Below are 23,691 nucleotides of genomic sequence, written 5' to 3'. Positions count from 1 at the left end.
CCAAATAAAAAAAATATGATTCTTTCAAAGTACACAGATTCTTTGTTACCATTTTCTGCTTCTGATTTAGATACTTTACAAACAGAAATCAAGAATAAAAATATTGAATCTTGGCATACTCTTATGGGAAATATTACCCAAAATACTAAAGACGTAGCTTACAGAAAAGCTGTAAAAGATACTTTTAAACTGATGTTTAGGGAGAGCAGAGAAGATGAAGCCATGTTTGTTTTGGATAAAGAAGAATATGAAATTATTTTTTCAAAAATTACAGCAGCTTTAACTTCATTTTTTGAAGATGATATTGAATTTCGTGCTATTGCAGCTCATTTTTATAGAGATGCTCGTTTCGGGTTAAGTGATTTTGAAAAAGTAATCAACTACGCAACAGAAGCAGCCGAAAAAGGAAATGATTTGGGAATGAGTATTTTGGCATATCAATATTATTTTGGTTCTCAATCAAAAGGAGTCGAACAAGATAAAGAAAAAGGCTTTGATTATGCTGATAAAGCAATACTCAAAAATCCTATAAATGGAGCTTTTACAAAAGCATTTTTATTGTTTTATGATGGTAATGCTGAAGTTGCTGAAAGCATAGTAAATGAAATTCAAGATTTTGAAAATAATTATCTAGCTTCTTCTATCTATACGCTAAAAGCCGAGTTAGCTTTACAGAAAAATCAAACAAAAGAAGCTATTGAATTTCTAGAAAAAGCTGTTCAATTAAACCAATCTTCTCATCCTTATTATTTATTGGGTAGATTTTATCTGTATGGTAATGAAGAAATACAACCAGATTTTGAGAAAAGTATTTCGCTTTTAGAAAAATCATTTAAAAAAGGAGCTTCTTATGCAGGACTGACTTTGGGAACTTTTCTAATTTATAATGATGAATTTAGAGATATAGATAAAGGACAAGCAATTTTAGAAAAGACATCTTCTTTTAACAATTTTAGCGCATCTTATGAGTTGGCTAAACTGTATTTATTCAATGAAAAGTTCAATACAGAATCTAATAAGGAATACAAGCAAAAAGGAATTTCTATTTTAGAAAACATCAAAGAAAACCATCCTCCTGCATACGTAGAACTAGCTTATCAGTTGATGATAGGAGAAAATATAGCAAAAGATGCTCAAAAATCACTAAACTATTTAGAACAAGGCGCAGAAAAAGGATATGGATATGCAGCATTTTATTTAGGCAGAGAATATCAAAATGGTATTTTTAGTGACGACAATTCTCCTAATTATCAAAAGGCTTTGTATTGGTATGAAAGAGGTGCAGAGTTAGATTCTGTGGAAGCAATTGAAATAGCTGGTAAATATTATCGTTTGGGAGTGGGAGTAGAACCAAATCCTGAAAAAACACTTGCTTATATCAATAAAGGAATAGAAATTTTTAATTCTGATTTTTCAAAAATAGAATTGGCACTTTGTTATGAAACAGGCTTTGGAGTAGAACGAAATTATCAGAAAGCATTTGAAGCCTATCAAAGTGTAGCTGAAAATAATAATCCGTATGCACATTACAGAATGGGACTTTACTATAGAGATGGTGTTTTGTCAGAGAATGAAGAGCCTGATTTTGAAAAAGCAATACATCATTTTACAGTTGCTGCCAACCTTGATTATCCAGTTGCTCATTACGAACTTTCAAAGGCAACTTTGTATGGAAATGGAATAGAAATAGATACACAAAAAGGTCTTGAAATGTTGCATCAAGATTTAGAAAATGAAATTTTTGATGCTGCTGTCGATATTGCTCTTTATTATGAAGCCAACACAGATGAGCGAAATCCTGAAAAGGCTTTTGAATATATGAAAAAGGCTGTAGAAGATGCAAATGCTCCTTATGCAATGTATAAATTAGGACTTTATTATTACAGTGGTTTTGGAGTAGAAGAAAATAATGAAGAAGCAAAAAAATACTATCAGTTGGCTGTTAATAATAATTATCAATATGCTAATATTCCATTGGGAAATATGGAATTTTGGCAGGAGACAGAAGGTAGTAAAGAAGAAAATGGATTTGAATATTATGTAAAAGCTGCTGAATTTGGCTATTACAATTATGGTTTGGGAATGTGTTACAAATATGGAATTGGCACAGAAAGAAATTTGGATAAAGCCTACCAAGCTCTCAAACAAGGACATGAACAAGGCGATATTTTAGCAAAATATCATTTAGGAATGTGTTATTTAGAAGGAGATGGAACATCAAAGAATGAAACTCAATCCTTCGAACTTTTTGAAAGTATTGCAGAATATAACAATGCTGCAAAATATCAACTAGCCAAAGCCTACCTAGATGGAAAAGGAACAGACAAAAACGTAGAAACAGGAGCAAAATATCTTCAAGAAGTTGCCCAAGAAGATTATGCACCTGCTCAATATGATTTAGGAAATCTGTATTTAGTTGGAAATGGTGTAGAAGAAAATACTGAATTAGCTGTTGAATGGTTTACAAAAGCAGCCGAAAATGGACACAAAGGAGCTGCACGCATTATTAATCCTGCTAGAAACAAAAGAAAATAATCTAATTTTATTATATGGAAAATTTGAAATTCAAAGTAGATTTAAGAGGAATTATTGACCTTTTATCTGAACATATTTATACTACGCCTAATGTTTTTTTGCGTGAGTTATTACAAAACTCTGTCGATGCTATTGAAGCAAAAAAAGTGTATGATGCAAAGGCAGAAGGCAAAATAACAGTTCGTTTGCTCAATCAAAACCCAGCAAAACTGATTGTAGAAGACAATGGAATCGGACTAACAGAAGATGAAATTCATAATTTTTTGGCAATCATCGGAGAGAGTTCCAAAAGGCATTCTCATGTCAAAGAAAATTTTATTGGAAAGTTTGGGGTAGGTTTGCTTTCTGCGTTTGTGGTCAGTAATGAAGTTATTGTTCAGACAAAATCAGAAGCTGATGAAAATGCCTATCAATGGACTGCTAAAGCTGATGGAACTTACAAAATCAATATTTTATCCGAATCAAGACCAACAGGAACAGCCGTTATTTTGGAAGCAAAGCCAGAAATGCGCTATTATTTTCTAAAAAATACGCTCTTAGAATTGTTGAAACATTATGGAGAAGCATTGCCTTATCCAATTCATTTTTATACAACGAATGAAAAAAATGGTGAGCAGCAACATACTATTGTCAATCCTCAAACGCCTATTTGGTTGCAAGAGGGAGCTACGCAAGAGCAATTATTAGAATATGGAAAAACGGAATTTAATCAAGATTTTTTAACTGCTTTTCCTATCAAAATTGATGAATTAGGACTTCAAGGAAGTGCGTTTATTAGCTCTCAGAAGTTGCATCTCAATTCTAAAACAGAAAGTAAAGTTTTTGTAAAGAGAATGCTGCTTTCTGAAAAAATTGAAGATTTATTGCCAAAATGGGGATTTTTTATCAAGGTTATTGTAAATATTAATGAGCTAACTCCGACAGCATCAAGGGAAGATTTTGTTCATGATACAACCTTCAAGATTTGTAAAGATTTATTGAATGATTCTTTAAAGAATTATTTTAAAGAACTCTCTCAAAACAATCCAAATGAGTTTGTCAAAATTCTTGAGCCTCATTACCAATCTATCAAGATGTTGGCAAATGAAGATGAAACTTTATTAGATTTATTTATCAATTATTTGATTTTTGAAACCAATAAAGGCAGAAAGAATTTTGAATGGATAAAGAAAAATATCAAGGCGATTACTTATACCACTTCACTAGAAGATTTTAAGCAAATTCGTCGTCTGGCTAACTCTAAAGATATTTTTGTGATTAATGCAGCTTATAGTTTTGAAGAAAACTTAATGAAAAGCATCATTAAAAAGTATCCAAAATTAGACATCAAAACCATTTCGCCATCTGATGTATTGAATGATTTTGAAGAATTATCTGAAGAAGAGATTAAAGAGCATCAAGTATTTTTAAATAAAGCTACTGAGATTATGCAACCTTATTTTTGTGAGGTAGCTTTGAAGAAATTTTTCCCTGCTGATTTGCCTGTTTTGTTTGTTTCTGATGAAGAAAGTATGGCAAATTATCAAACTCAAAAATTAGCAAAAGATAGTAAAAATCCATTTGCTTCTATTTTGGATATGTCGGAGAAAAAGGCAAAACCTACACTTTGTTTGAATCTCAATAATACAATGGTAGCTACTTTATTGCAAGCTCACGACAAAGAGCTGTTTGCGCCACTTCTCAAAACACTCTATATACAATCTTTATTTTTGGGTCAGTTTCCTATCAATAAACACGAAATGGAAGTATTGAATCTGTCTCTCTTAACGATTACTAAAAACACTTTAAAATAAAATTATGTACGGATTAGAAATTCAGAAACTACTCATCAAAAAGGAAGAACTTACGCTTCCACAAGATAAAGTAAAATTATTACAACAAGCCATTACTATTTCAGATAGCAATCACGACACCGAATGGTCAATACATTTGCGACTAGAAATGATGCAAGAAGAGTTAGATTATTTGCCTAGTAAAATGGTTTCCTATGAAGCAATAAGTTGGATTATTGGAGCGTATGAAGAAGACCCAGCTATTGTTGATGAGTCTAGCTTTTTGTGGCAATACAAATGGATGATTAATTATGTTATTAAAAACCCGAGTATTTCTAAAGCACAAAAAGATAAAATTATAGAAGATTATTCGATGAGAATGGAAAGAAATAATTATTCTTTACGTCCTGTATATGAAGATTATTATCGTTTTTATACTTATTTTGAGTTGGAGGAAAAAGCAAAGAAATATAAAGCAATAAGAGATTCAACGCCTTCTGATGATATGAGTGATTGCAAAGCCTGCGAACTCAATTCAGATTTTGATTACAATCTTACTTTTGGTTCGATAGATAAAGCGAAAGCAGATGGAAATGATATTCTGACTGAAAAAGAAACTTGCGCTCGTGTTCCAATTGTCAGTTATGGCAATTTGGTTCAAGAACTGACTAAAGAAAATCGTTTGGAGGAAGCCAAACAGTATGTAGAAAAAGGAATGCACCAACTTTTCAAAGAACATGAATACATTCCACGTAATTTTGAATACTTAATACTTTTCGCTTATTATTATAGCAAAGTTGATAATGATGAAGCGTGGAGCTTATTAGAAAAGTTTTATCCTAGTCAGGCAACAAATGAGTTTTCAAGCTATAACATTTTCTTGAATATGTTAGGTATTTTGAAAAATACTGATAAAGAAACTATTAGTATTAAACTTCCCGAATGGCTGTCTTTTTATAATTCGGATAATATTTATTCAAAAGAAGATTTGTATAATTATTACTACAATGAAGCAAAAGCACTTTTAGAAAAGTTTGCCAGTGTAGAAAATGATGAAAAAATTCTTTTACATTTAGATAATAATCTAAAAGAATTTTAGAAAAATATAAAGAAAAAAAATTCGGTAAGCATAAAATGCCTACCGAATTTGAATCTCAATGAAGAGAAAATAAAACTATTTCAGTTTATTTTTTTCTTACTTCAAACTAACGCTCTTCTAAACGAATGCTTCCGTGTTGGTTAGTTACACGAACTTTTCCACTTCCACCTCCGTTTGTTTTTCCTTCTAATATTTTATCGTGTGTGTCTTCTTCATGTCTTTGAATGGTAGTATTTCGCATTGAGTTTCGGATACTTCCGTGTTCTGTTCTAGCTTCAAATTGGAATTTAGCATCCGAATCAAAACGTAATTCTATTGAACCGTGAGCATTTTCTACTTCTATTTTATCAAATCCTTTTGCTATTTGCTCTAACTCACAATTTCCATGTTTGAGTTGTAGAACAGCAGATTTCAATACTTTTCTGATTTCTATTCCTCCAAAACTATTTTCTCCTGTAATTTTTGAAACTGTTCCTATTCTCATATTTCCGTGTTTTGCCTCTATTTCCAAACTATTGGCTTCATCGATTCTGACATTGGAATGCTTACTTTCAATCTTCAAATCTGTGTTGCTTTTATCAATGTTGAGACTTCCATGAGCCACTTCTACATCTGCTGAACCTACTTCATTGATTGATAGGTTTCCAAAACTAACACTGATTGCATGACGCATTCCTGAAAGATTATGAGCATTAAAGTTTCCATGTTTTAAATCAAGATTTAATTTGCCATTCAGATCGCCAATTGTTACTGAGCCAAATTTGTTTTCTACATCTATATTCAAATTTTTAGGAATTTTAACTTCATAGTTTATTTCAAAACCTTCTCTATTTGATGAACTATATCCTCCTCTTGACTCTTCAATTTGAGTTTCAAAATGAATACTCTCAGAGTCATTATCTTGCTCAATACTAATTCTATCCAAAATCTTTTGAGCTTCTTTGTCACTTCTTGCCCAAGCTAAAATGGTAACTTGAACAGAAACTTCACTTTTGTCATGATTAGTAAAGTTTATATTTCCATACTTATTAGAAATATTAAGCAAGTCTTTTGGATTGACTTTAAAAGTAGCTTTTACAACCTTTTGCTTTTCTTCTTTTGGACTTTGGGTAGGAGTTTTGCCTTCTGCTTTTGCATTTGAAACAGAAATTAAAATTCCTGAAAAAATCAGTAAAATAGAAAAGACAATAGCTAAAGAATTATTATATAGATTTTTCATTTGTTTTATTATTTTTATTGGTTTCTGAATCAGATGAGTTTGAATTTTCCAAGATTTGTATGCTTTCATCTAAAATCTGCTTGCGTAGTTTTAGGTTATTAAGCATTTCATCAACAAGTTTTTTTGAATTTTGCTCTTCCAAAAGGTCACTTTTCATTACTTTATAGGCTTCATCCAATTCATCTAAAGTTTGGATAGTTTCGGGAGTTACCCAGTTTTCAGTATCTTTTTTCTTGAGTTCTTTCTTTTCCTTTGCAATAATAGAAGTATAATAATTTTCAGCTTCTAGGAGTTCAGCAGGTAAAGAAACGCTTTGAGCATAATTTTGTCCATTATTCCCCTCAAAATCTTCATCAAAGTTTTCTTCAAAACCTCTCATTCCGTTTTCTTCGTACATAGAAATCAACTGTTCATTTTCTTCTGTCAGCATACTTATAGTATCCATATTATACATAAAAGTAGTAACCAAAAGAGCTGTTAGAGAAGCTGCAACTGTCCAAAATTTTCGAAGAGAAACTGTTTTTGTTGCTGGACTATTCCCTTGATTTCTTGTTTCTAAAGCAGATGAAGCATGAGAAGAATATTGAGAAGTAACTGGCGAAGGTTTAACCCAATTATTTATGTCTCTCTTTATCTCTGTCTGCCCTATTTTGACACTTTTAGTTATTTCAGAAGAAATAGGAGAAGGTTTGACCCAGTTTTTGGCTTTGTCTTCCTCTGATTCTTCTGTATTGATTTGCATCAATTTTTTAGCTTTCTCTTCTATGATATTTCTAGGCTCTAAACGACTTGCTTGTTCGTTTTTGAGTTTGGCTTGAATAGCTAAAAAGTTTTTTTCCATAGAGAAAGAAGCATCAAACTGTTCGTCGATTGATTTTTGTTCTTCTTTCTGAAGTTTGCTACGATGAGTAAGTAAGAATTTTTCAAGCTCATCAAGCTGTCTTTCTTCTGTATTTTTTTTATTAGTTGCCATTTTTACATGCTGTTTTAGTATTGTTTCTGTCGTTGGTGGGGACACCAAGCAACGGCAAGTATTTTTATAAAATTTTTAAGTCATTGTCAGTATTCCCACTGACAACTTTTTATAACATTGTTCTTAATCTCTTTTTTGCTCTACTATATTGTGATTTTGAAGTAGAACTAGAAATTCCTAATATTTCTCCAATTTCTTCATGGTCGTATCCTTCAAAAAGATATAAACTCAAGACGATTCTATAACCGTCGGATAGCTTATTGATAGCTTCTTTTACTCGGCTGACTTCCGAATTATGCTTGGTGATTTTTTCAGAAATTCCTGTTTGAATATTCATTTCTGCAAAGTCATTTTCAGAATTTTCATCTTCTTCAATGGCTGGTTCGACAAGTATTTCATCCAAAGAAACCAAATCAATCTTCTTTTTTTGAAGAAAATTAATTGAAGTATTTATAACAATGCGCTTGAGCCAAGCTCCAAAAGCTGCATCACCACGATATTCTTCAATACGCATAAATGCTCTCACAAAAGCATCTTGCAATACTTCTTCTGCTTCGTGTCCTTTGCCCACAATCCTGACACAGACATGATACATTGCTCGTACATATTTTTCGTAGAGTTGGTATTGCGCCTTCTGACTTCCTAATCGAACTTTCTCAATAAGTTCGGCATTAGGTTCTTCGTAATTAGTATCAACAGTTGGGTTAGACATTTAAGTAATTGCGATTATTCTAATAGTATTTTTATTCAAAAATACTATTTTTCGTTAGTTGTTGTTGTAGAGATATTCAAATCGTTTTTGTTATCTCTTATGCTATGAAAGACAAGACAAAAAAATAAAGGTTGCAATAATCTGAAAAAAAAGAGAAATAAATCAAAAAATAAATACATTGATAATAGTCAGGTAATCCTACCAGTAGCAATCGTTGCTACAAAAAACTCTTATCTTTGTAAAAAATTTATTGAATTCAGTTTTTCAAAAAATAAAAGCAATAATAATAGAATCAGAAGTTAATGAAGACACTTATACTTATAAGACACGCCAAATCTTCGTGGAAAGATGAAACTTTGCCAGACCGTGAACGACCATTAAATACAAGAGGAAAAAATGATGCTCCTTTGATGGGGCAAATTTTATTTGAAAAAAATATTATTCCAGATTTAGTTTTGTCTAGTTCTGCCAAACGAGCAAAGAAAACAGCCCAAAAGATTTTTTTTGATGTCTATGGATTTATGGAAAGTCAAGTTCATTTGACAGACGACCTTTATTTTACAGGCGTTCCTTTCCACATGAGAATTATAAACACACTTTTAGATACAAAAAATACAGTGGCTTTAGTCGGACATAATCCTGATTTTAGTGGTTTGGTAGATTTTTTGGCAGAAGAACCTGTACAAGAAATGCCTACAAGTGGAGTATATTGTTTGGATTTTGATGTAAATTCGTGGAGTGAAGTAACAAGACATTCTGGAAGAGTTCGTTTTTTTGAATATCCTAAAAAGTATAAAATGAGCTAGGTTTGTATGTCGTTGGTGAGACACCAACAACGGCATAGTTATTTGGTTGTACCATAGTTTTCAATGGCATTGGTAAGTTTAGTATTTAAATTTGTATTCTCATTCTCCATGTTCTCTGTGAACTCTGTGTTTAAAATTGCATTCCAAAAATCAATGAAAAAAATGACAATCAAATTTCTTGTTCCTTATCCTTACGACATTGCCCCTGGTCAGCGATTTCGTTACGAACAGTATTTGGATATTCTTGAAGAAAATAATTTTGAATATGAATTATTGTCTTTTTTAGATGAAGAAACAAACAAAATTCTATATAAAAAAGGACATACATTCAAGAAAATAATAGGTGTTTTGAAAGGTTTTTTAAGACGCTTTATTCATATTTGGAAAGCTAGAAATGCAGATTTTGTTTTTGTGTATCGTGAAGCTACGCCTGTTGGTTTTCCGTTTGTAGAATGGATTTTGACAAAAGTTTTTAATAGAAAAATTATCTATGATTTTGATGATGCAATATGGATTCATGCTACATCTTCTCAAAACAAATTAGCTGCTTTTTTCAAATCTCCTGATAAAGTAAAAACAATTTGTAAGTGGGCTTATAAAATAAGTGTCGGAAATGAATATTTACAAAAGAATGCTAATGCCTTCGCAAATTCTACGATAAAAGCTATTTTAAACCCAACCACGATTGATTTAGAAAAAAAACACAATATTTTACACCAACACAATCCAAACAAAAAACCGATTATTGGCTGGACAGGTTCGCACTCTACACTGATTTATTTAGAAATGATTATTCCTATCTTAAAGGAATTAGAAAAGAAACATGATTTTGTGTTTCGTGTTATCTGCAATCAAAACCCAAATCTGGACACAGAGAATAATTTGAAAAGTTTTGAGTTTGTAAAATGGAATAAAGAAACAGAAATAAAAGATTTATCAGAATTAGATATTGGAGTAATGCCACTTACAGCTGATGCGTGGGCAGAAGGGAAATGTGGTTTTAAAGCCTTGCAATATATGGCTTTGGGCGTTCCTGCTGTGATTTCTCCGATTGGTGTCAATAAAAAAATCATTAATCAAGAGGCAACTAATGAAAATGGTTTTTTAGCTGATACAGAAACTGAATGGAAAGAATATCTATCTTTTCTTTTAGAAAATCCACAAAAAAGACAAGAAATGGGAATTTTAGCATTACAAACTATCCAAAATGAATATTCTGTACAATCTAATAAGGAGAATTTTTTAGACTTATTTAGCTGATTGAAAATATTATTTTTAGTTTTAGAAAGAATTTTTGAATAAAATATCACTTTAAGTTCTATTAGCTATGACATTAGAAAGCAATAAAAAAACAATTGAGATTATTGATTATGATGATAATTTGAGTGAGTGGGTCAAAAAACTAAACTATGAATGGCTTGAAAAGTATTTCAAATTAGAAAAAGGGGATATAATTTCACTTTCAAATCCTAAAAAAGAAATTATTGACAAAGGAGGTTATATCTTTTTTGTAAAAATTAAAAATGAGAAAAGTGAAAATATTATAGCAACTGCTTCATTATTAAAAAAGACTGATACTATTTTTGAACTGGGTAAAATGGCTGTTACCAGCAAAGAACAAGGCAATGGAATAGGTAAATTATTAGTAAAACATTGTCTAGATTTTGCAAAAAACAATTCTATTTCTACAATTATCCTGTATTCCAATACTCAGCTTCAATCAGCTATTCATTTGTATAAAAAAATAGGTTTCGAAGAAATTCCATTAGAAGAAGGACTTTATCAGCGTGCAAATATAAAGATGCAATTAGACTTGAAGAATTACAGTTTATAAATTAATAATCAATAAATTTCTACAACTATTTGGAAATCAACAAGAAAACCTCTAATTTTGCAGACCTATTAAAATAGCAGTAATAAGTTTTTACGTATTCTTACTTTAAGAAAATGTATTGCCTTGATACTGAATGATTTTGACAGAAATTAGTTAAATTTTTACAGCAATTTGAATAGATATTTTTTATTGAATAAAGTATTATTGGTATTACAAATAAATTATAATCAGAATAGTTGTTTCGTAATTCATAATTCGTAATTCGTAACTTAAATTTCTTTTCAATAAATTTCCAAAAAAATGGATTCACTTAGTTACAAAACTGAGTTTGTTACAGCAGAACAAGGCAAAGAGAACCGTGAATGGCTCATTGTTGATGCTGAAGGACAAACTTTGGGTCGTATGGCAAGTGAAATAGCGAAACGTTTGCGTGGAAAACACAAGCCATCTTACACTCCTCACAATGACTGTGGCGATAGTGTAATCGTTATTAATGCCGACAAAATCCACCTTACAGGTAAGAAGTGGAACGACAAAAAGATCATTACTCACTCTGGTTATCCAGGTGGTCAGAAAATTTATTCAGCACGCCAAATTTTACAGCGTAAGCCTACACAACTTGTAGAAGATGCAGTAAAAGGTATGTTGCCTCACAACCGTTTAGGACGTGAGTTATTCCGTAATTTGTTTGTGCATGCAGGAAGTGAGCATCCTCACGAAGCACAACAACCTAAAGAAGTAAAATTCTAAAGGTCAATCTAAACCATTTAATTTATAAATGAGTACAACTCTTCACACCCTCGGAAGACGTAAGAAGGCAGTAGCTCGTGTATATATGCAACCAGGAACAGGTAAAATTACTGTTAATGGTCGTACTATAGAAGACTACTTCCCAACAGAAATCTTACGTATTATCATCAACCAACCTTTTGTTATAGCTGACAAAGTAGGTGTTTTTGATGTAAACGTTAATGTAGCTAGTGGTGGAATTACAGGACAAGCAGGTGCTGTTCGTCTTGGTATTTCTCGTGCATTAGTAGAATATGATGCAGAGCTTCGTCCTGCACTTAAAGCTGAAGGATTCATGACACGTGACCCTCGTATGGTTGAGCGTAAAAAATACGGTCGTAGAAAAGCACGTCGTAGATTCCAATTCAGCAAGCGTTAAGAATTATCTTTTTTGGACAACTCTGTATTTACAGATTTATTCGAAAAAACTATTTTTTCAAATTTCTCAAAAGGCATTTTTGAAATAAATAGAATTCTTAACCTTCCTTTTTTTATTAAAAATAATAATCCCGAATGCGTGGTTCTCGCCTCTACAAAATATTTGTACTTGTCAGACACTTTGAAGCGTCTGATAAAAATTTACAAATTGTACAGAAAAAAGAACCAAAGTTTCGAAATTGATTTACATTCTCCTCACAGAGTAAAAAATTACTATGGACAAAATAGAATATAAAGACCTTTTGGACGCAGGCGTGCATTTCGGTCACTTGAAACGCAAGTGGAATCCAAAAATGGCTCCTTACATCTTTATGGAGCGCAATGGTATCCACATCATTGACCTTAATAAGACTCTCGCCAGTCTAGAACGTACTACCGAAGCCATCAAAGAATTGGCTCGTAAAGGACAAAAAATTATGTTTGTTGCTACTAAGAAACAAGCACAAGAAGTAGTATCACAAGAGGCACAACGCCTTAATATGCCTTATGTTACAGATCGTTGGTTGGGTGGAATGCTCACTAACTTTGCTACTGTACGTAAGTCTATCAAGAAAATGCAATCAACAGAGCGCATGATTAAGAGTGATATGTACAAAAACTTAGCAAAACGTGAAAGACTAATGATTTCACGTGAGCAAGAGAAATTGGAGCGTGTATTAGGTGGTATTGCAGACCTTAATCGTTTGCCTTCTGCTCTTTTTGTTGTTGATGTTGTTCGTGAACACATTGCTATCAAAGAAGCAAAACGCCTTAACATTCCTGTTTTTGCAATCGTAGATACGAATGCAGATCCAAACATCGTTGATTATGCAGTTCCTGCAAATGATGATGCTTACAAATCTATCTTACTTCTTACTTCTATCATTGGTAAAGCAATAGAAGAAGGTTTGGCTGAACGCAAAGAAGAGCGTGACCAAGCTAAATTACAAGAAGAAGAAAACAAAAAACGTGCAGTTGATGAAGGTAAAAAACCTGCTAAAGCTGTAGCTTCGAAAGCAAATGCTGACGAAGAAGAATAATTTTTGAATTGTGAATGGTAAATTATGAATGATGAATTAACTTCTCATTTTGTTTTCTATTCTTCATTGTTATTCTACTATAAACTAGACAAAGAAAAGTAGATTAGTTAAACCTATAAGGTTTATGAAAACCTTATAGGTTTGGTTAAAATTACTTTAAAATATAAATTGATTTTATCAAAACAGATTTCAAGAAATGAAATAGTGAGTATTTTAACTTATAATTTACCACTTATCATTTATAATTGAAGTCGTTAATTCTTATATCACTATGGCTTTCGAAACAAAGACCAAACTAAAGATTGAGAAGCGTATCAGTGAGCTAAAAACTATGCAGTCAGACTTTTTCAAAACGAAAAAATCTGAACGTCCTTCTGAAGGATTAGATGCAGCTCGTGAAGAACTCAATCGCCTCAAAACTATTCTTGCTAATTCTTACCGTGGTCGTGAGAATTCACAAGAAGATACTGATTTTGTAAATTCTACATTTGCTTAATTGTATCTATTACTCATAAAGAGTGGTAATTTGATATATCAGATTACAAATTCATATAATTAGTAACTTACCTCTTTTATTTTCTTAAATTTTGGTGCTACTAATTCATAAATAAGAGAGTGATTCGTAACTTTGTAGCTACTAATCGCTCTTTTTTTATTAATTCGTTTTTAATTCCGTTCTACTAAGAACACAAAACATACAATAGTTATGGCAATTACGGCAAGTGATGTAAAAAAACTTCGTGAAATGACAGGTGCAGGAATGATGGACTGCAAAAAAGCTCTTACAGAATCTAATGGTGATTTTGATGGTGCAGTAGATATTTTACGTAAACAAGGACAAAAAGTATCTGCAAAACGTGCTGATAGAGATACTTCAGAAGGGGCAGTTTTTATCGAAATTTTTAACAATGATTCAGAAGGCGTAATCGTAGGATTAGGTTGTGAAACTGACTTTGTAGCTCGTAATGAAGAATTCGTAAAATTAGGAACTGAAATCGCTCAACTTGCAGCTAGTAAGAAACCTACTACTTCAGAAGAGCTTTTAGCTTTAGAAATAGACGGACAAAAACTTGAGTCTAAAATTACTGACTTTGTTGGTAAAATGGGCGAAAAAATTTCTATTGTAGGTTATAGTCATCTTTCGGCTGATAAATTAGCTGCTTATATTCACTCAAACGGTAAAGTTGGTGTTTTGGTAGCAATGGATAATGCAGGAAGTGCTGATTATGATGCTATCGGAAAAGATTTGGGTATGCAAATTGCAGCTATGAACCCTGTTGCTCTTAATGAAGATGGTGTTGATCCTAAAGTTACTGAACGTGAAATGGCTATTGGCGTAGAACGTGCAAGAGAAGAAGGCAAACCAGAAAATATCTTAGACAGAATCGCTCAAGGTTATGTTAAGAAATATCTTCAAGAAAATACTCTTATGAACCAAGCATTTGTAAAAGACCCTAAAGTTACAATTGCTCAGTATGTAAAAAATGAAGGAAAAGGAATGGAAATTAAAGCATTCGAACGTGTATCTGTTGGTGAATAATTTCTAAAGTCATTGGTGGAGACACCAACAACCACAAATTATCTTTTAGATACAAATTCTATATAATTAAAACACTAGACTTTTAAAGTTTAGTGTTTTTTTTGCTTTGTTTTCCAATGTTTTGAAGTCTTCTAACCAAGGTAGATTTTCTTCTTTGGTAAGTATGTCTATTTTTATTTTAGAATTACTTTCAGATTGTGCCAAAGAGAATTGAATGGATAATAGAAGGAGAAAGAAGAATAAAGTTATATTTTTCATAAGGTATATTATTGTTATTTCCATCCATACGTTAGATTATTAAACCTGATTTATATTAAGGTAGTTCAAACTTCCAGTCTGAACATCAGAAACAGTATTTTATCAAATTCAACAGTCTGGAAGACTGTTATACAAAAATAACTGTGATAACCTTTATTATTAATTGTCGCAAAAAAATTGATTAACTAAATCTTATTCGTTGTCAATGTCTACACAAATACAGATTATAACCTACCCAACAACTACCTTGTGTTGAGTATCCAACCTAGAAACTGCTTTTGCTTCTAACTCAGTATGTCCCATTAAGTGTAAATCAATCTGACGAGCAGCTTCACGCCCTTCTGAAATTGCCCAAACAACAAGCGATTGACCTCTTCTCATATCTCCTGCTGCAAATACTTTAGGGTTTTGAGTTTGGTAATTTTGTGCTTGAATATTTCCTTTTTCGTCTAATAAAACACCTAATTCTTCTAGCATTTCGGCACGTTCTGGATGTAGAAAACCCATCGCCAAAAGCACCAAATCACAAGGAATGATTCTTTCTGTACTTAAATTTTCATCAAAACCCATTTTTCCATCTTTTTCTTTCCATTCTATATCCACCAGTTTTATTCCAATTAGTTCGCCTTTTTCATTACCTATAAATTCTTTAGTAAGAATAGACCAAGTACGTTCACAGCCTTCTTCATGAGAAGAAGATGTTCTGAGCATCATAGGTACATCTAACCAAGAAACATTTTTGGCTCTTTTTTGAGGAGGCATTGGCATAATTTCTATTTGAGTGATAGATGCTGCTTTTTGTCTATTAGAAGTTCCTACACAATCCGAACCTGTATCTCCTCCTCCAATGACAACGACTTTTTTATTGGTTGCTAAAATTTCGCCTTGTTGATAGGTATTTCCTGCGTGGTCGTATTTGATGGTCTTTTTTGCGTTTCGTTTGTTTTGCTGACTCAAAAAATCCATTGCAAAATGTACTCCTTTTAGTTCTCGTCCCTTAATATCCAAATCTCTAGGAACAGTCGAACCACCACAAAGCAAAATAGAATCAAATTCTTCCATCAAATCTTTTACACGCACATTTACACCTACATTTGCATTTGTTTTGAAAATAATCCCTTCTTCTTTCATTGTTTTCAAGCGACGGTCTATGACATTTTTTTCTAATTTAAAATCAGGAATTCCATAGCGAAGCAATCCACCAATAGCATCGGCACGTTCGAAGACTGTTATGGTATGTCCTGCTTTGTTGAGTTGTGAAGCTGCTGCAAGTCCTGCTGGTCCTGAACCTATAATAGCAATCTTTTTTCCTGTCCTTACTTGTGGAATTCTTGGTTTTACATAACCTTTTTCAAATGCTTTTTCTATAATAAATCGCTCAATCGCCTCTATGGCTACAGCAGGTTTATTGATTGCCAAAACACAAGACGATTCACAAGGCGCAGGACAAATCCTTCCTGTAAACTCTGGAAAGTTATTGGTAGAAATAAGAATATCATACGCTAATTCCCAATTTTTTTGATAGACTGCATCATTAAAATCTGGAATAATATTGCCCAACGGACAACCACTATGGCAAAAAGGAACGCCACAATCCATACAGCGTGAAGACTGTTCTACTGCTTTTTCTTTAGAAAGTGTTTCTTCTACTTCTAAATAATCTTTTACCCTTTCATGTACATTTCTTTTGGTGGGTATATCTCTTGTAAATTCTATAAATCCTGTTGGTTTTCCCATTTTAGTCTTAATTTTTTATTGTAAAGGTCGTCGGTGGGGACACCGACAATGGCTCGTTTTTTTAGGAATGTGTGTTCGTTTTCTCAAAAACGAACTTTTACGCTTCCTCAGAAGCGTAATGCTTTTATAAATCACGCTTCTGAGGAAGCGTTTTGTTCAGTTCGGAGGAACTGAACACACAATATTTACGACAGTTGGAAACTGTCGGCTACTTTATCATCTTTATCATCAAGTTTTTGCAGTAAAGTAATATTTCTATCTAACAAAGCTCGTTTGAAATCAACTGGCATTATTTTGATAAAGTGAGCAATAGAACTTTCCCAATTATTGAGTATTTCTTTAGCAAGTAAAGATTCTGTATAACGAAGATGATTTTCTACGTACATTCTAATAATATTCTCGTCTTCGCTAGTGAGCTTTTCTATTTCTACCATTTCGGAATTGAGTTTTTCTTTGAAGTTGCCTTTTTCATTCCAAACATAAGCTACTCCTCCACTCATTCCTGCTGCAAAATTTTGTCCTGTATCGCCCAAATTAATAACCAAACCACCTGTCATGTATTCGCAGCCGTGGTCGCCAATTCCTTCTACGACGGCTTTTACACCTGAGTTACGGACAGCAAAACGTTCTCCTGCCATTCCTCTAATATAGGCTTCTCCAGAAGTTGCCCCATAAAAAGCTACATTTCCGATAATGCTATTTTCGGCTGGAACAAACGTCGATTTACGGTCTGGATAAAAAATGAGTTTTGCACCTGAAAGTCCTTTTCCGACATAATCATTTGCATCTCCTTCTATTTCCATCATAATTCCTTTTACTGCAAAAGCTGCAAAACTTTGTCCTGCTGTTCCTTTGAATTTTAGGTGCAATGTGTTTTTTGGAAGTCCTTGTAAACCGTATTTTTTGGAAATTTCGTGGGACAATAACGCACCAACGGCACGGTCTGTATTCTGAATTTTGAAATCTATTTTTATAGCTTCTAAACTCTCAATAGAAGATTTTACTTTTTTCAGCATTTTCCAATCCAATACATTGTCTATTCCGTGGTCTTGTTCTTCTTGTTTGAACAAACCTACTTCTGAATTTTGAGGTGTACGATATAAAATTTTTGATAAATCAAGATTTTGGTGTTTCCAATGTGTGATGTTATCTCGGATAGCCAAACGATCGCTTTGTCCTATCATTTCGTCGACAGTTCTGAAACCCATTTCTGCCATAATTTCTCTAAGTTCTTCTGCCAAAAATTTAAAAAGATTGACTACATATTCTGGCTTTCCAGTAAATAAAGCTCGTAATTCTTTTCTTTGTGTAGCTACTCCAACAGGACACGTATTGAGATGGCATTTTCGCATCATAATACACCCTGTACTTACAAGTGCTGCCGTTGCTACTCCCCATTCTTCTGCACCAAGTAAGGCTGCAACAGCTAAATCTTTTCCTGTTCGGATTTGTCCGTCTGCTTGTACAGTTATTCGGCTACGCAATTTATTTTTGACTAATGTTTGATGCGTTTCGGCTACTCCTAATTCCCAAGGAAGTCCTGCATGACGAATCGAACTAAGTGGAGAAGCACCTGTTCCACCATCATGACCAGAAATAAGAACAACATCAGCATGAGCTTTTGCCACTCCTGCTGCGATAGTTCCGACACCTGCTTCTGAAACTAATTTTACATTAATTCTAGCATGACGATTTGCATTTTTCAAGTCAAAAATAAGTTGTGCCAAATCTTCAATCGAATAAATATCGTGGTGAGGAGGAGGAGAAATCAGACCTACTCCTGGTGTTGAGTAGCGAACTTTTGCAATCCAATCATCCACTTTATGCCCTGGTAACTGTCCTCCTTCCCCCGGTTTTGCGCCTTGCGCCATTTTGATTTGAATTTCGGTAGCATTACTCAAATAATAACTATTTACGCCAAAACGACCAGAAGCAACCTGTTTGATAGACGAATTCATAGAATCGCCATTTTCTAAATTTTCATAGCGTTTTGAGTCTTCTCCACCTTCTCCACTATTACTTTTTCCTCCTATTCGGTTCATGGCAATGGCAAGTGTAGTGTGTGCTTCCCAAGAAATCGAACCAAAAGACATTGCACCTGTTGCAAATCGTTTAAAGATATTTTCAGCAGGTTCTACTTCTTCAATCGGAATTGGTGGAGACGATTTTGCTACCTTAAATTTGAGCATTCCACGCAATGTCAGTGCTTTTTCAGTTTGGTTGTCTATTAAACGAGTATATTTTTTGAATAATTGATAATCTTCTCTTTTGGTTGATTCTTGAAGTAAATGAATGGTTTGAGGATTAAAAATATGTTCTTCGCCTCGTTGTTTCCATTGATAAATTCCTCCTACTTCCAAACGCAATTTTGGTGCAGGTTGAAAAGGATAAGCCATTTGATGACGAACCAAAACTTCTCTTGCAATATCATCTAATTTTAATCCTCCAATACGTGAAACTGTTCCTGTAAAATATTTATCAATCACTTCTTTATCAATTCCTAGAGCTTCGAATATTTGCGCTCCTTGGTACGATTGCAGCGTAGAAATTCCCATTTTGGCAAAAATCTTTAGTAATTCTTTTCCTACTGCTTTGATATAATTTTTCTGTAATTCTTTTTCTGAAAGGTCTGTATCTAACATTCCTTTTCGTTTTTGATAGGAAATTGTTTCCAAAGCTAAATAAGGATTCACACCAGAAGCACCATAACCAATCAAAGTAGCAAAATGATGCGATTCCCAAGCGTCGCCTGTTTCAGTAATCAATCCAATATTATCACGAAGTCCTTTTTTAATTAAATGATGATGAACTGCCGACATAGCAAGTAGCGACGGAATTTGTGCATGACTAGAATCGGAAGTTCTGTCGGACAGAATAATAATCGAAAAACCATCTTCTACGGCATCTTCGGCATACTTACAAATCCTGTCCAAACCTCTTTCCAACATTCCAGCTTTTGCATCTGCTTTGAAATAGGTGAAAATAGTTTTGGTCTGAAAACCTTTGTTGTCGATATGTCTAATTTTCTCTAAATCATCATTGTTCAATATTGGTTGAGGAAGTTCTAGCGTATGACAATGTTTTGCCGTTTCGGTAAGCAAATTTTGCTTAGTTCCGACATACGAAATCAATGACATTACACTTCGCTCTCTAATAGAATCAATTGGTGGATTGGTTACTTGAGCAAATAATTGTTTGAAATAATTTGTGAGGTGCTGACTTTGTTCGGATAAAATCGCCAAAGGAGTATCCAAACCCATCGAACCCAAAGACGGTTTGGCAGAAGTTGCCATTGCTCCAATAATATATTTCAAATCTTCCGACGTATAACCTGCTTCTATCTGTCTTTTTATAAGATTTTTGTTTGTCAAAGGCACAAATCTACTGGCAGGTTTTACAATTTCCTTTATTTTAATTTTATTTTCTTTGAGCCAATCGCCATACGGTTGTTGAGAGCAAATTTTGGCTTTTACTTCTTCATCACTCAAAATTTTGCCTTGTTCCATATCTACAATAAACATTCTCCCAGGTTGTAACCGTCCTTTTGAGATAATGGTAGATTGGTCAATGTCTAATACACCTGCTTCTGATGCCATAATTACTCTGTCATCATTGGTTACCCAATATCTTGACGGACGCAAACCATTTCGGTCTAAAGTTGCACCTATAATTTTTCCATCTGTAAATGTAATAGAAGCTGGACCATCCCAAGGTGCTATTAATGAAGCGTGATATTCATAAAACTTCTTACGCATTTTTTCCATTTGTTCATTTCCGTCCCACGCTTCTGGAATAAGCATCATCATGACATGAGGAAGGGAACGACCACTCAAAACCAACATTTCGATAACATTATCTAAGTTGGCAGAATCGGACTGCGACAGACCACAAATCGGACGAAGCATGTCTAATTCTTCTTTTGTAAAATATTCAGATTCAAACTCTGTTTCAGAGGCTTGAAACCAATTTACATTTCCTCTAACTGTATTTATTTCACCATTGTGAGCAATATATCTAAAGGGCTGCGCTAGTTTCCAAGAAGGAAAAGTATTGGTAGAAAAACGAGAATGAATGACGGCAAGGGCAGAAACGACATTTTCATTGTGCAAATCAGGAAAATAAGGACGAACTTGTCCAGTTGTGAGCTGACCTTTATAAATAATAGTTTTGTAAGAAAGGGACGCAAAATAAAAATTATTATCTACTCCCTGTACGCTCTCGTTGATAACTCTAGTGACATAATTGCGTAAGACAAAGAGTTTTCTCTCAAAAAAAATAGCACTATTATCATCGGAAGCATAGGAAGGTTCTGAAATAGTGGGAGACAGTTTTATAAAAACTTGCTCCATGACAGGCTCTTCTGCTAAGGCACTTTCTCCTATTTGTTCGTTGTTGGTGGGTATTTTTCGGTAGCCGATAAGCTCAAGACCAAGTTGTCTTATTTTTCTGTCAAGAATAGTTCGGCACTCTTCTTTTAGTTCGGCATCTTGTGGGAAAAACACCATTCCTACGCCATATTCGCCATAAGGAGGCAAAGTAAAACCTAATTTTGTACATTCATCTAAAAAAAACTTGTGAGGCATTTGTATCAAAATACCTGCTCCATCTCCTGTATTTTCTTCGCATCCACACGCTCCTCGGTGTTCCATGCGTGTGAGCATTTTGATGGCATCTTCTATAATTTGGTGCGATTTGCGTCCTTTTATATGAGCTACAAATCCAATTCCACAAGCATCGTGTTCAAAACTAGGGTCGTATAATCCTTCAGTTTTCAATTTTGTATATTTTTAGTTCATTCTATTGTATGTTATTTTGGTGTGTGTATAATTTGTGTGTATTTGTTATTGCATTTTTAATAAAAGTCAAAATTTTCCATTGAAAATTCTTATGAAGTTAGTGAATTATTTTGAATTAATCAAGGATTGTCTTTTTAGTGTCTCTTGATTACTTTTTATTTTCTCTTGTAGTTTTGGTTTCTTAGATTTGTAGGAAAGCTATTTTTGAAGTTATTTTAAACTTTGTCAATAGTTTGGTTAGACAAACTACTTACAAAGATATTTATCTGAAAACCTATTTTTTGCAATGCTAATAGGAATAAAATATGAGATACAAAATTGTCTTAATCTATCTATTTCTAATACTACTATCATTGTCTTGTAGGGAAGCTAAAAAAGCTGATAAATTAGAAACAGCAAATAATCAAATCATAAAAGAATATGTATTTGGCAGGTTTTGTGGAGAATGTAGAGGCATTTGCACTCTGATGTATAAATTTACATTGTCTGAGAATGATACTTTGATGTATTCTGATTATAGCAATAGTTATTTTACAGGTAATTTAAAATTTTTAAATGAAGTAAAAAGTAAGCAAAACAAACAGAATATTTATGCTGTACTTCATTCGTTTCCATCTATTCTATATGAGAATAAAGAAAAAATGTATGGTTATCCAGATTATACTGATGGATGTGGTATTTATTTTGAATTTACCACAATAGAAAATCAGACATATAAATTCACAATGGATTTTCGTAAATCAGAAGATATTCCAAATGAAATTACTGATTATACGTATAAGATGAATAGTTTAGTAAATAAAATATTCAATACTGATTCATTTGGAAAAGAATTAATAAAAGAGAAAATGTAAATACATATATTCCTATTTCATTTAAACTACTTTATAGAAAAATTAGAATCGGATTATTAACCAAACTCAATACTCTACAACCATAATTCTCTTAAGAAAAAGGTAAAGTGAATGCACTAAATTTATACACAACTTGAGTTATTTAAAAATATTAGCAGCTAAAAAAACCAACAAAAGTTTATTACTTCCTCTCTATCCAAAATTTGATTTTTTCATACACTTCATCCATTGTCAAGAGCTTAAAATGATGTGTTGCTGCAAATTGAATAGAATTATCGCTTTCTGAATTTATTTCTTCTGTATCAATAAAATGAGCATTTGCACTTTTTTTGCTAACCAAAATATCTCCAAAAAAGCAGTTTACCCAATGTGTTTCTTCTTTTGTAAGTCTGCCCGAAATAATAAAATATTCTACTCCATCTAACTTTGGAACTTCATTTTTGGTATTTTCTAAAAATGAATCTGGATTTTTGTCTTTCCAATCTTCTTCTCTCAAATAACCATAACGCAAATCTTTTATTCCTGCGCTTCTTAGATTGATTACTTTTCCTACCAAACGAGTATGCCAGTTGGGAACACGCTGTAAAATATTAGTTGTAACATTGGCAAAACGCTCAAAAAAAGAACCCAAATGAGGCGTTCCAAGCAAAAATACTTTCTTTGTTTTGGTTACCCAATCAAAACCTTCTTCTTGTGCATAATAAGCTGCACTGTGCATTAAAAGTCCTCCCATGCTGTGACAAATGAAACATATTTCTTCAATTTTTACAGGATAGTTTTGATATAATTCTTCCAAGAGAATGGCTAATTCTTGTCCATTATCTGAAATATGCAAACCTGTATTATAACGCAAGTAGAAAGGAGTAAAACCATAATCTTCTTCTAATTTTTTTCCATAATCACTTCTATCCTTAAATTGCCAACATGTTTCATTGAAGACAAGTCCGTGAATAAGAATACAAAGTTTGTTTGAAACTGGCTTATCATTGTATGAATAATTGGAACGTTTTCTTAGGCTTTCTTTATGTAATTTGATAGGACTTTGGCGATGATAAAAATTCATTTTTATATCCAAAGGCTTCAAAACAGAATACTCTTGAAACTTATCCCCAACAGAACCATTGATAATACTATTTGCTTGAGAAGTTACTTTTTTTGCTTTTCTAAATACTTTCCAAACTGTTTTTGTTATACTTTTGGGTGGTGTAGGTACAAAATCTGAATTAGATTTGTCTTTATTAGTTGAATTATTTGGGTCTTTGGATGGAGTTTGGTCAGACATAAAAACAGGGAATTAGAAATAGAGAATA

Annotated in this window: 19 protein-coding genes; 12 read left to right on the top strand and 7 right to left on the bottom strand. The window is 32.9% G+C overall.

Annotated features, from left to right (window positions below; all coding sequences use genetic code 11):
* The first annotated feature begins 15 nt into the window (after positions 1–15).
* From V9L04_RS09010 to V9L04_RS09000, 3 genes are read left to right on the top strand one after another with little or no spacing between them, the layout of a single operon-like run.
* On the top strand, positions 16–2,535 hold the full coding sequence (locus V9L04_RS09010; protein WP_338793762.1) for a hypothetical protein: 2,520 nt from the start codon (positions 16–18) through the stop codon (positions 2,533–2,535).
* 14 nt (positions 2,536–2,549) lie between these two features.
* On the top strand, positions 2,550–4,328 hold the full coding sequence (locus V9L04_RS09005; RefSeq protein ID WP_338793761.1) for an HSP90 family protein: 1,779 nt from the start codon (positions 2,550–2,552) through the stop codon (positions 4,326–4,328).
* 4 nt (positions 4,329–4,332) lie between these two features.
* Complete coding sequence (locus V9L04_RS09000; protein ID WP_338793760.1) at positions 4,333–5,406, top strand: hypothetical protein; 1,074 nt, start codon at positions 4,333–4,335, stop codon at positions 5,404–5,406.
* A gap of 106 nt (positions 5,407–5,512) precedes the next feature.
* Here V9L04_RS09000 and V9L04_RS08995 read toward each other — a convergent pair whose 3' ends face one another.
* The 3 genes from V9L04_RS08995 to V9L04_RS08985 form a co-directional block, all read right to left on the bottom strand.
* The gene (locus tag V9L04_RS08995; protein WP_338793759.1) at positions 5,513–6,625 is read right to left on the bottom strand and encodes a DUF4097 family beta strand repeat-containing protein; all 1,113 of its coding nucleotides are present in this window, start codon (positions 6,623–6,625) and stop codon (positions 5,513–5,515) included.
* On the bottom strand, positions 6,609–7,598 hold the full coding sequence (locus V9L04_RS08990; protein WP_338793758.1) for a hypothetical protein: 990 nt from the start codon (positions 7,596–7,598) through the stop codon (positions 6,609–6,611). Before V9L04_RS08990 ends, V9L04_RS08995 begins: the two co-directional genes overlap by 17 nt.
* A gap of 109 nt (positions 7,599–7,707) precedes the next feature.
* Positions 7,708–8,310: a sigma-70 family RNA polymerase sigma factor gene (locus V9L04_RS08985; protein WP_338793757.1), complete on the bottom strand. Its 603-nt coding sequence runs from the start codon at positions 8,308–8,310 to the stop codon at positions 7,708–7,710.
* Positions 8,311–8,612: 302 nt separating this feature from the next.
* Here V9L04_RS08985 and V9L04_RS08980 point away from each other — a divergent pair, with 302 nt between their 5' ends.
* The 8 genes from V9L04_RS08980 to tsf all read left to right on the top strand — a co-directional run bounded on the left by V9L04_RS08980 (position 8,613) and on the right by tsf (position 14,736).
* Positions 8,613–9,116, top strand: a complete 504-nt coding sequence (locus V9L04_RS08980; protein ID WP_338793756.1) for a histidine phosphatase family protein — start codon at positions 8,613–8,615, stop codon at positions 9,114–9,116.
* 162 nt (positions 9,117–9,278) lie between these two features.
* Positions 9,279–10,376, top strand: a complete 1,098-nt coding sequence (locus V9L04_RS08975) for a glycosyltransferase (protein WP_338793755.1) — start codon at positions 9,279–9,281, stop codon at positions 10,374–10,376.
* Positions 10,377–10,443: 67 nt separating this feature from the next.
* Complete coding sequence (locus V9L04_RS08970) at positions 10,444–10,950, top strand: GNAT family N-acetyltransferase (protein WP_338793754.1); 507 nt, start codon at positions 10,444–10,446, stop codon at positions 10,948–10,950.
* Positions 10,951–11,250: 300 nt separating this feature from the next.
* Positions 11,251–11,700: a 50S ribosomal protein L13 gene (rplM, locus tag V9L04_RS08965; RefSeq protein WP_338793753.1), complete on the top strand. Its 450-nt coding sequence runs from the start codon at positions 11,251–11,253 to the stop codon at positions 11,698–11,700.
* A 28-nt stretch (positions 11,701–11,728) separates the two neighbouring features.
* Entirely contained in the window at positions 11,729–12,118 is a 390-nt protein-coding gene (gene rpsI / locus V9L04_RS08960) for a 30S ribosomal protein S9 (RefSeq protein WP_338793752.1), read from the top strand.
* A gap of 274 nt (positions 12,119–12,392) precedes the next feature.
* A complete protein-coding gene (rpsB, locus tag V9L04_RS08955) occupies positions 12,393–13,196 on the top strand; it encodes a 30S ribosomal protein S2 (RefSeq protein WP_338793751.1) in 804 nt (267 codons plus the stop codon).
* 271 nt (positions 13,197–13,467) lie between these two features.
* Complete coding sequence (locus V9L04_RS08950) at positions 13,468–13,692, top strand: hypothetical protein (RefSeq protein ID WP_338793750.1); 225 nt, start codon at positions 13,468–13,470, stop codon at positions 13,690–13,692.
* 210 nt (positions 13,693–13,902) lie between these two features.
* On the top strand, positions 13,903–14,736 hold the full coding sequence (tsf, locus tag V9L04_RS08945; RefSeq protein ID WP_338793749.1) for a translation elongation factor Ts: 834 nt from the start codon (positions 13,903–13,905) through the stop codon (positions 14,734–14,736).
* Positions 14,737–14,802: 66 nt separating this feature from the next.
* Here the strand turns inward: tsf and V9L04_RS08940 are convergent, their stop codons facing one another.
* The 3 genes from V9L04_RS08940 to gltB all read right to left on the bottom strand — a co-directional run bounded on the left by V9L04_RS08940 (position 14,803) and on the right by gltB (position 21,506).
* Positions 14,803–14,994 (bottom strand): hypothetical protein, encoded by a 192-nt coding sequence (locus V9L04_RS08940; protein WP_338793748.1) that lies wholly within the window; start codon positions 14,992–14,994, stop codon positions 14,803–14,805.
* A gap of 231 nt (positions 14,995–15,225) precedes the next feature.
* Complete coding sequence (locus V9L04_RS08935) at positions 15,226–16,731, bottom strand: glutamate synthase subunit beta (RefSeq protein ID WP_338793747.1); 1,506 nt, start codon at positions 16,729–16,731, stop codon at positions 15,226–15,228.
* 185 nt (positions 16,732–16,916) lie between these two features.
* A complete protein-coding gene (gene gltB / locus V9L04_RS08930) occupies positions 16,917–21,506 on the bottom strand; it encodes a glutamate synthase large subunit (RefSeq protein WP_338793746.1) in 4,590 nt (1,529 codons plus the stop codon).
* Between the two features lie 326 nt (positions 21,507–21,832).
* On the opposite strand from gltB, the gene V9L04_RS08925 reads away from it, so the two are divergent.
* Positions 21,833–22,381 carry a hypothetical protein gene (locus tag V9L04_RS08925; RefSeq protein ID WP_338793745.1) on the top strand — a complete coding sequence of 183 codons (549 nt, stop codon included), beginning with the start codon at positions 21,833–21,835 and terminating at the stop codon, positions 22,379–22,381.
* Positions 22,382–22,562: 181 nt separating this feature from the next.
* On the opposite strand, the gene V9L04_RS08920 is transcribed toward V9L04_RS08925, so the two are convergent.
* Positions 22,563–23,663 carry a hypothetical protein gene (locus tag V9L04_RS08920; protein WP_338793744.1) on the bottom strand — a complete coding sequence of 367 codons (1,101 nt, stop codon included), beginning with the start codon at positions 23,661–23,663 and terminating at the stop codon, positions 22,563–22,565.
* Between the last annotated feature and the right edge of the window lie 28 nt (positions 23,664–23,691).

The sequence above is a fragment of the Bernardetia sp. MNP-M8 genome, assembly GCF_037126285.1.
In the GTDB taxonomy this organism is placed as follows: domain Bacteria; phylum Bacteroidota; class Bacteroidia; order Cytophagales; family Bernardetiaceae; genus Bernardetia.
The sequence above is the reverse complement of the archived record's forward strand: the minus strand, read 5'-3'. Positions and strand labels throughout refer to the sequence as shown.

Coding starts and splice junctions, on each gene's coding strand:
- V9L04_RS08920 (WP_338793744.1), bottom strand. CDS start 23,663: ATGTCTGACCAAACTCCATCCAAAGACCCAAATAATTCAACTAATAAA.
- V9L04_RS08935 (WP_338793747.1), bottom strand. CDS start 16,731: ATGGGAAAACCAACAGGATTTATAGAATTTACAAGAGATATACCCACC.
- V9L04_RS08995 (WP_338793759.1), bottom strand. CDS start 6,625: ATGAAAAATCTATATAATAATTCTTTAGCTATTGTCTTTTCTATTTTA.
- V9L04_RS08950 (WP_338793750.1), top strand. CDS start 13,468: ATGGCTTTCGAAACAAAGACCAAACTAAAGATTGAGAAGCGTATCAGT.
- V9L04_RS08940 (WP_338793748.1), bottom strand. CDS start 14,994: ATGAAAAATATAACTTTATTCTTCTTTCTCCTTCTATTATCCATTCAA.
- rplM (WP_338793753.1), top strand. CDS start 11,251: ATGGATTCACTTAGTTACAAAACTGAGTTTGTTACAGCAGAACAAGGC.
- V9L04_RS08970 (WP_338793754.1), top strand. CDS start 10,444: ATGACATTAGAAAGCAATAAAAAAACAATTGAGATTATTGATTATGAT.
- V9L04_RS08980 (WP_338793756.1), top strand. CDS start 8,613: ATGAAGACACTTATACTTATAAGACACGCCAAATCTTCGTGGAAAGAT.
- V9L04_RS09000 (WP_338793760.1), top strand. CDS start 4,333: ATGTACGGATTAGAAATTCAGAAACTACTCATCAAAAAGGAAGAACTT.
- V9L04_RS08975 (WP_338793755.1), top strand. CDS start 9,279: ATGACAATCAAATTTCTTGTTCCTTATCCTTACGACATTGCCCCTGGT.
- V9L04_RS08925 (WP_338793745.1), top strand. CDS start 21,833: ATGAGATACAAAATTGTCTTAATCTATCTATTTCTAATACTACTATCA.
- tsf (WP_338793749.1), top strand. CDS start 13,903: ATGGCAATTACGGCAAGTGATGTAAAAAAACTTCGTGAAATGACAGGT.
- V9L04_RS08985 (WP_338793757.1), bottom strand. CDS start 8,310: ATGTCTAACCCAACTGTTGATACTAATTACGAAGAACCTAATGCCGAA.
- V9L04_RS09010 (WP_338793762.1), top strand. CDS start 16: ATGATTCTTTCAAAGTACACAGATTCTTTGTTACCATTTTCTGCTTCT.
- rpsB (WP_338793751.1), top strand. CDS start 12,393: ATGGACAAAATAGAATATAAAGACCTTTTGGACGCAGGCGTGCATTTC.
- V9L04_RS08990 (WP_338793758.1), bottom strand. CDS start 7,598: ATGGCAACTAATAAAAAAAATACAGAAGAAAGACAGCTTGATGAGCTT.
- rpsI (WP_338793752.1), top strand. CDS start 11,729: ATGAGTACAACTCTTCACACCCTCGGAAGACGTAAGAAGGCAGTAGCT.
- V9L04_RS09005 (WP_338793761.1), top strand. CDS start 2,550: ATGGAAAATTTGAAATTCAAAGTAGATTTAAGAGGAATTATTGACCTT.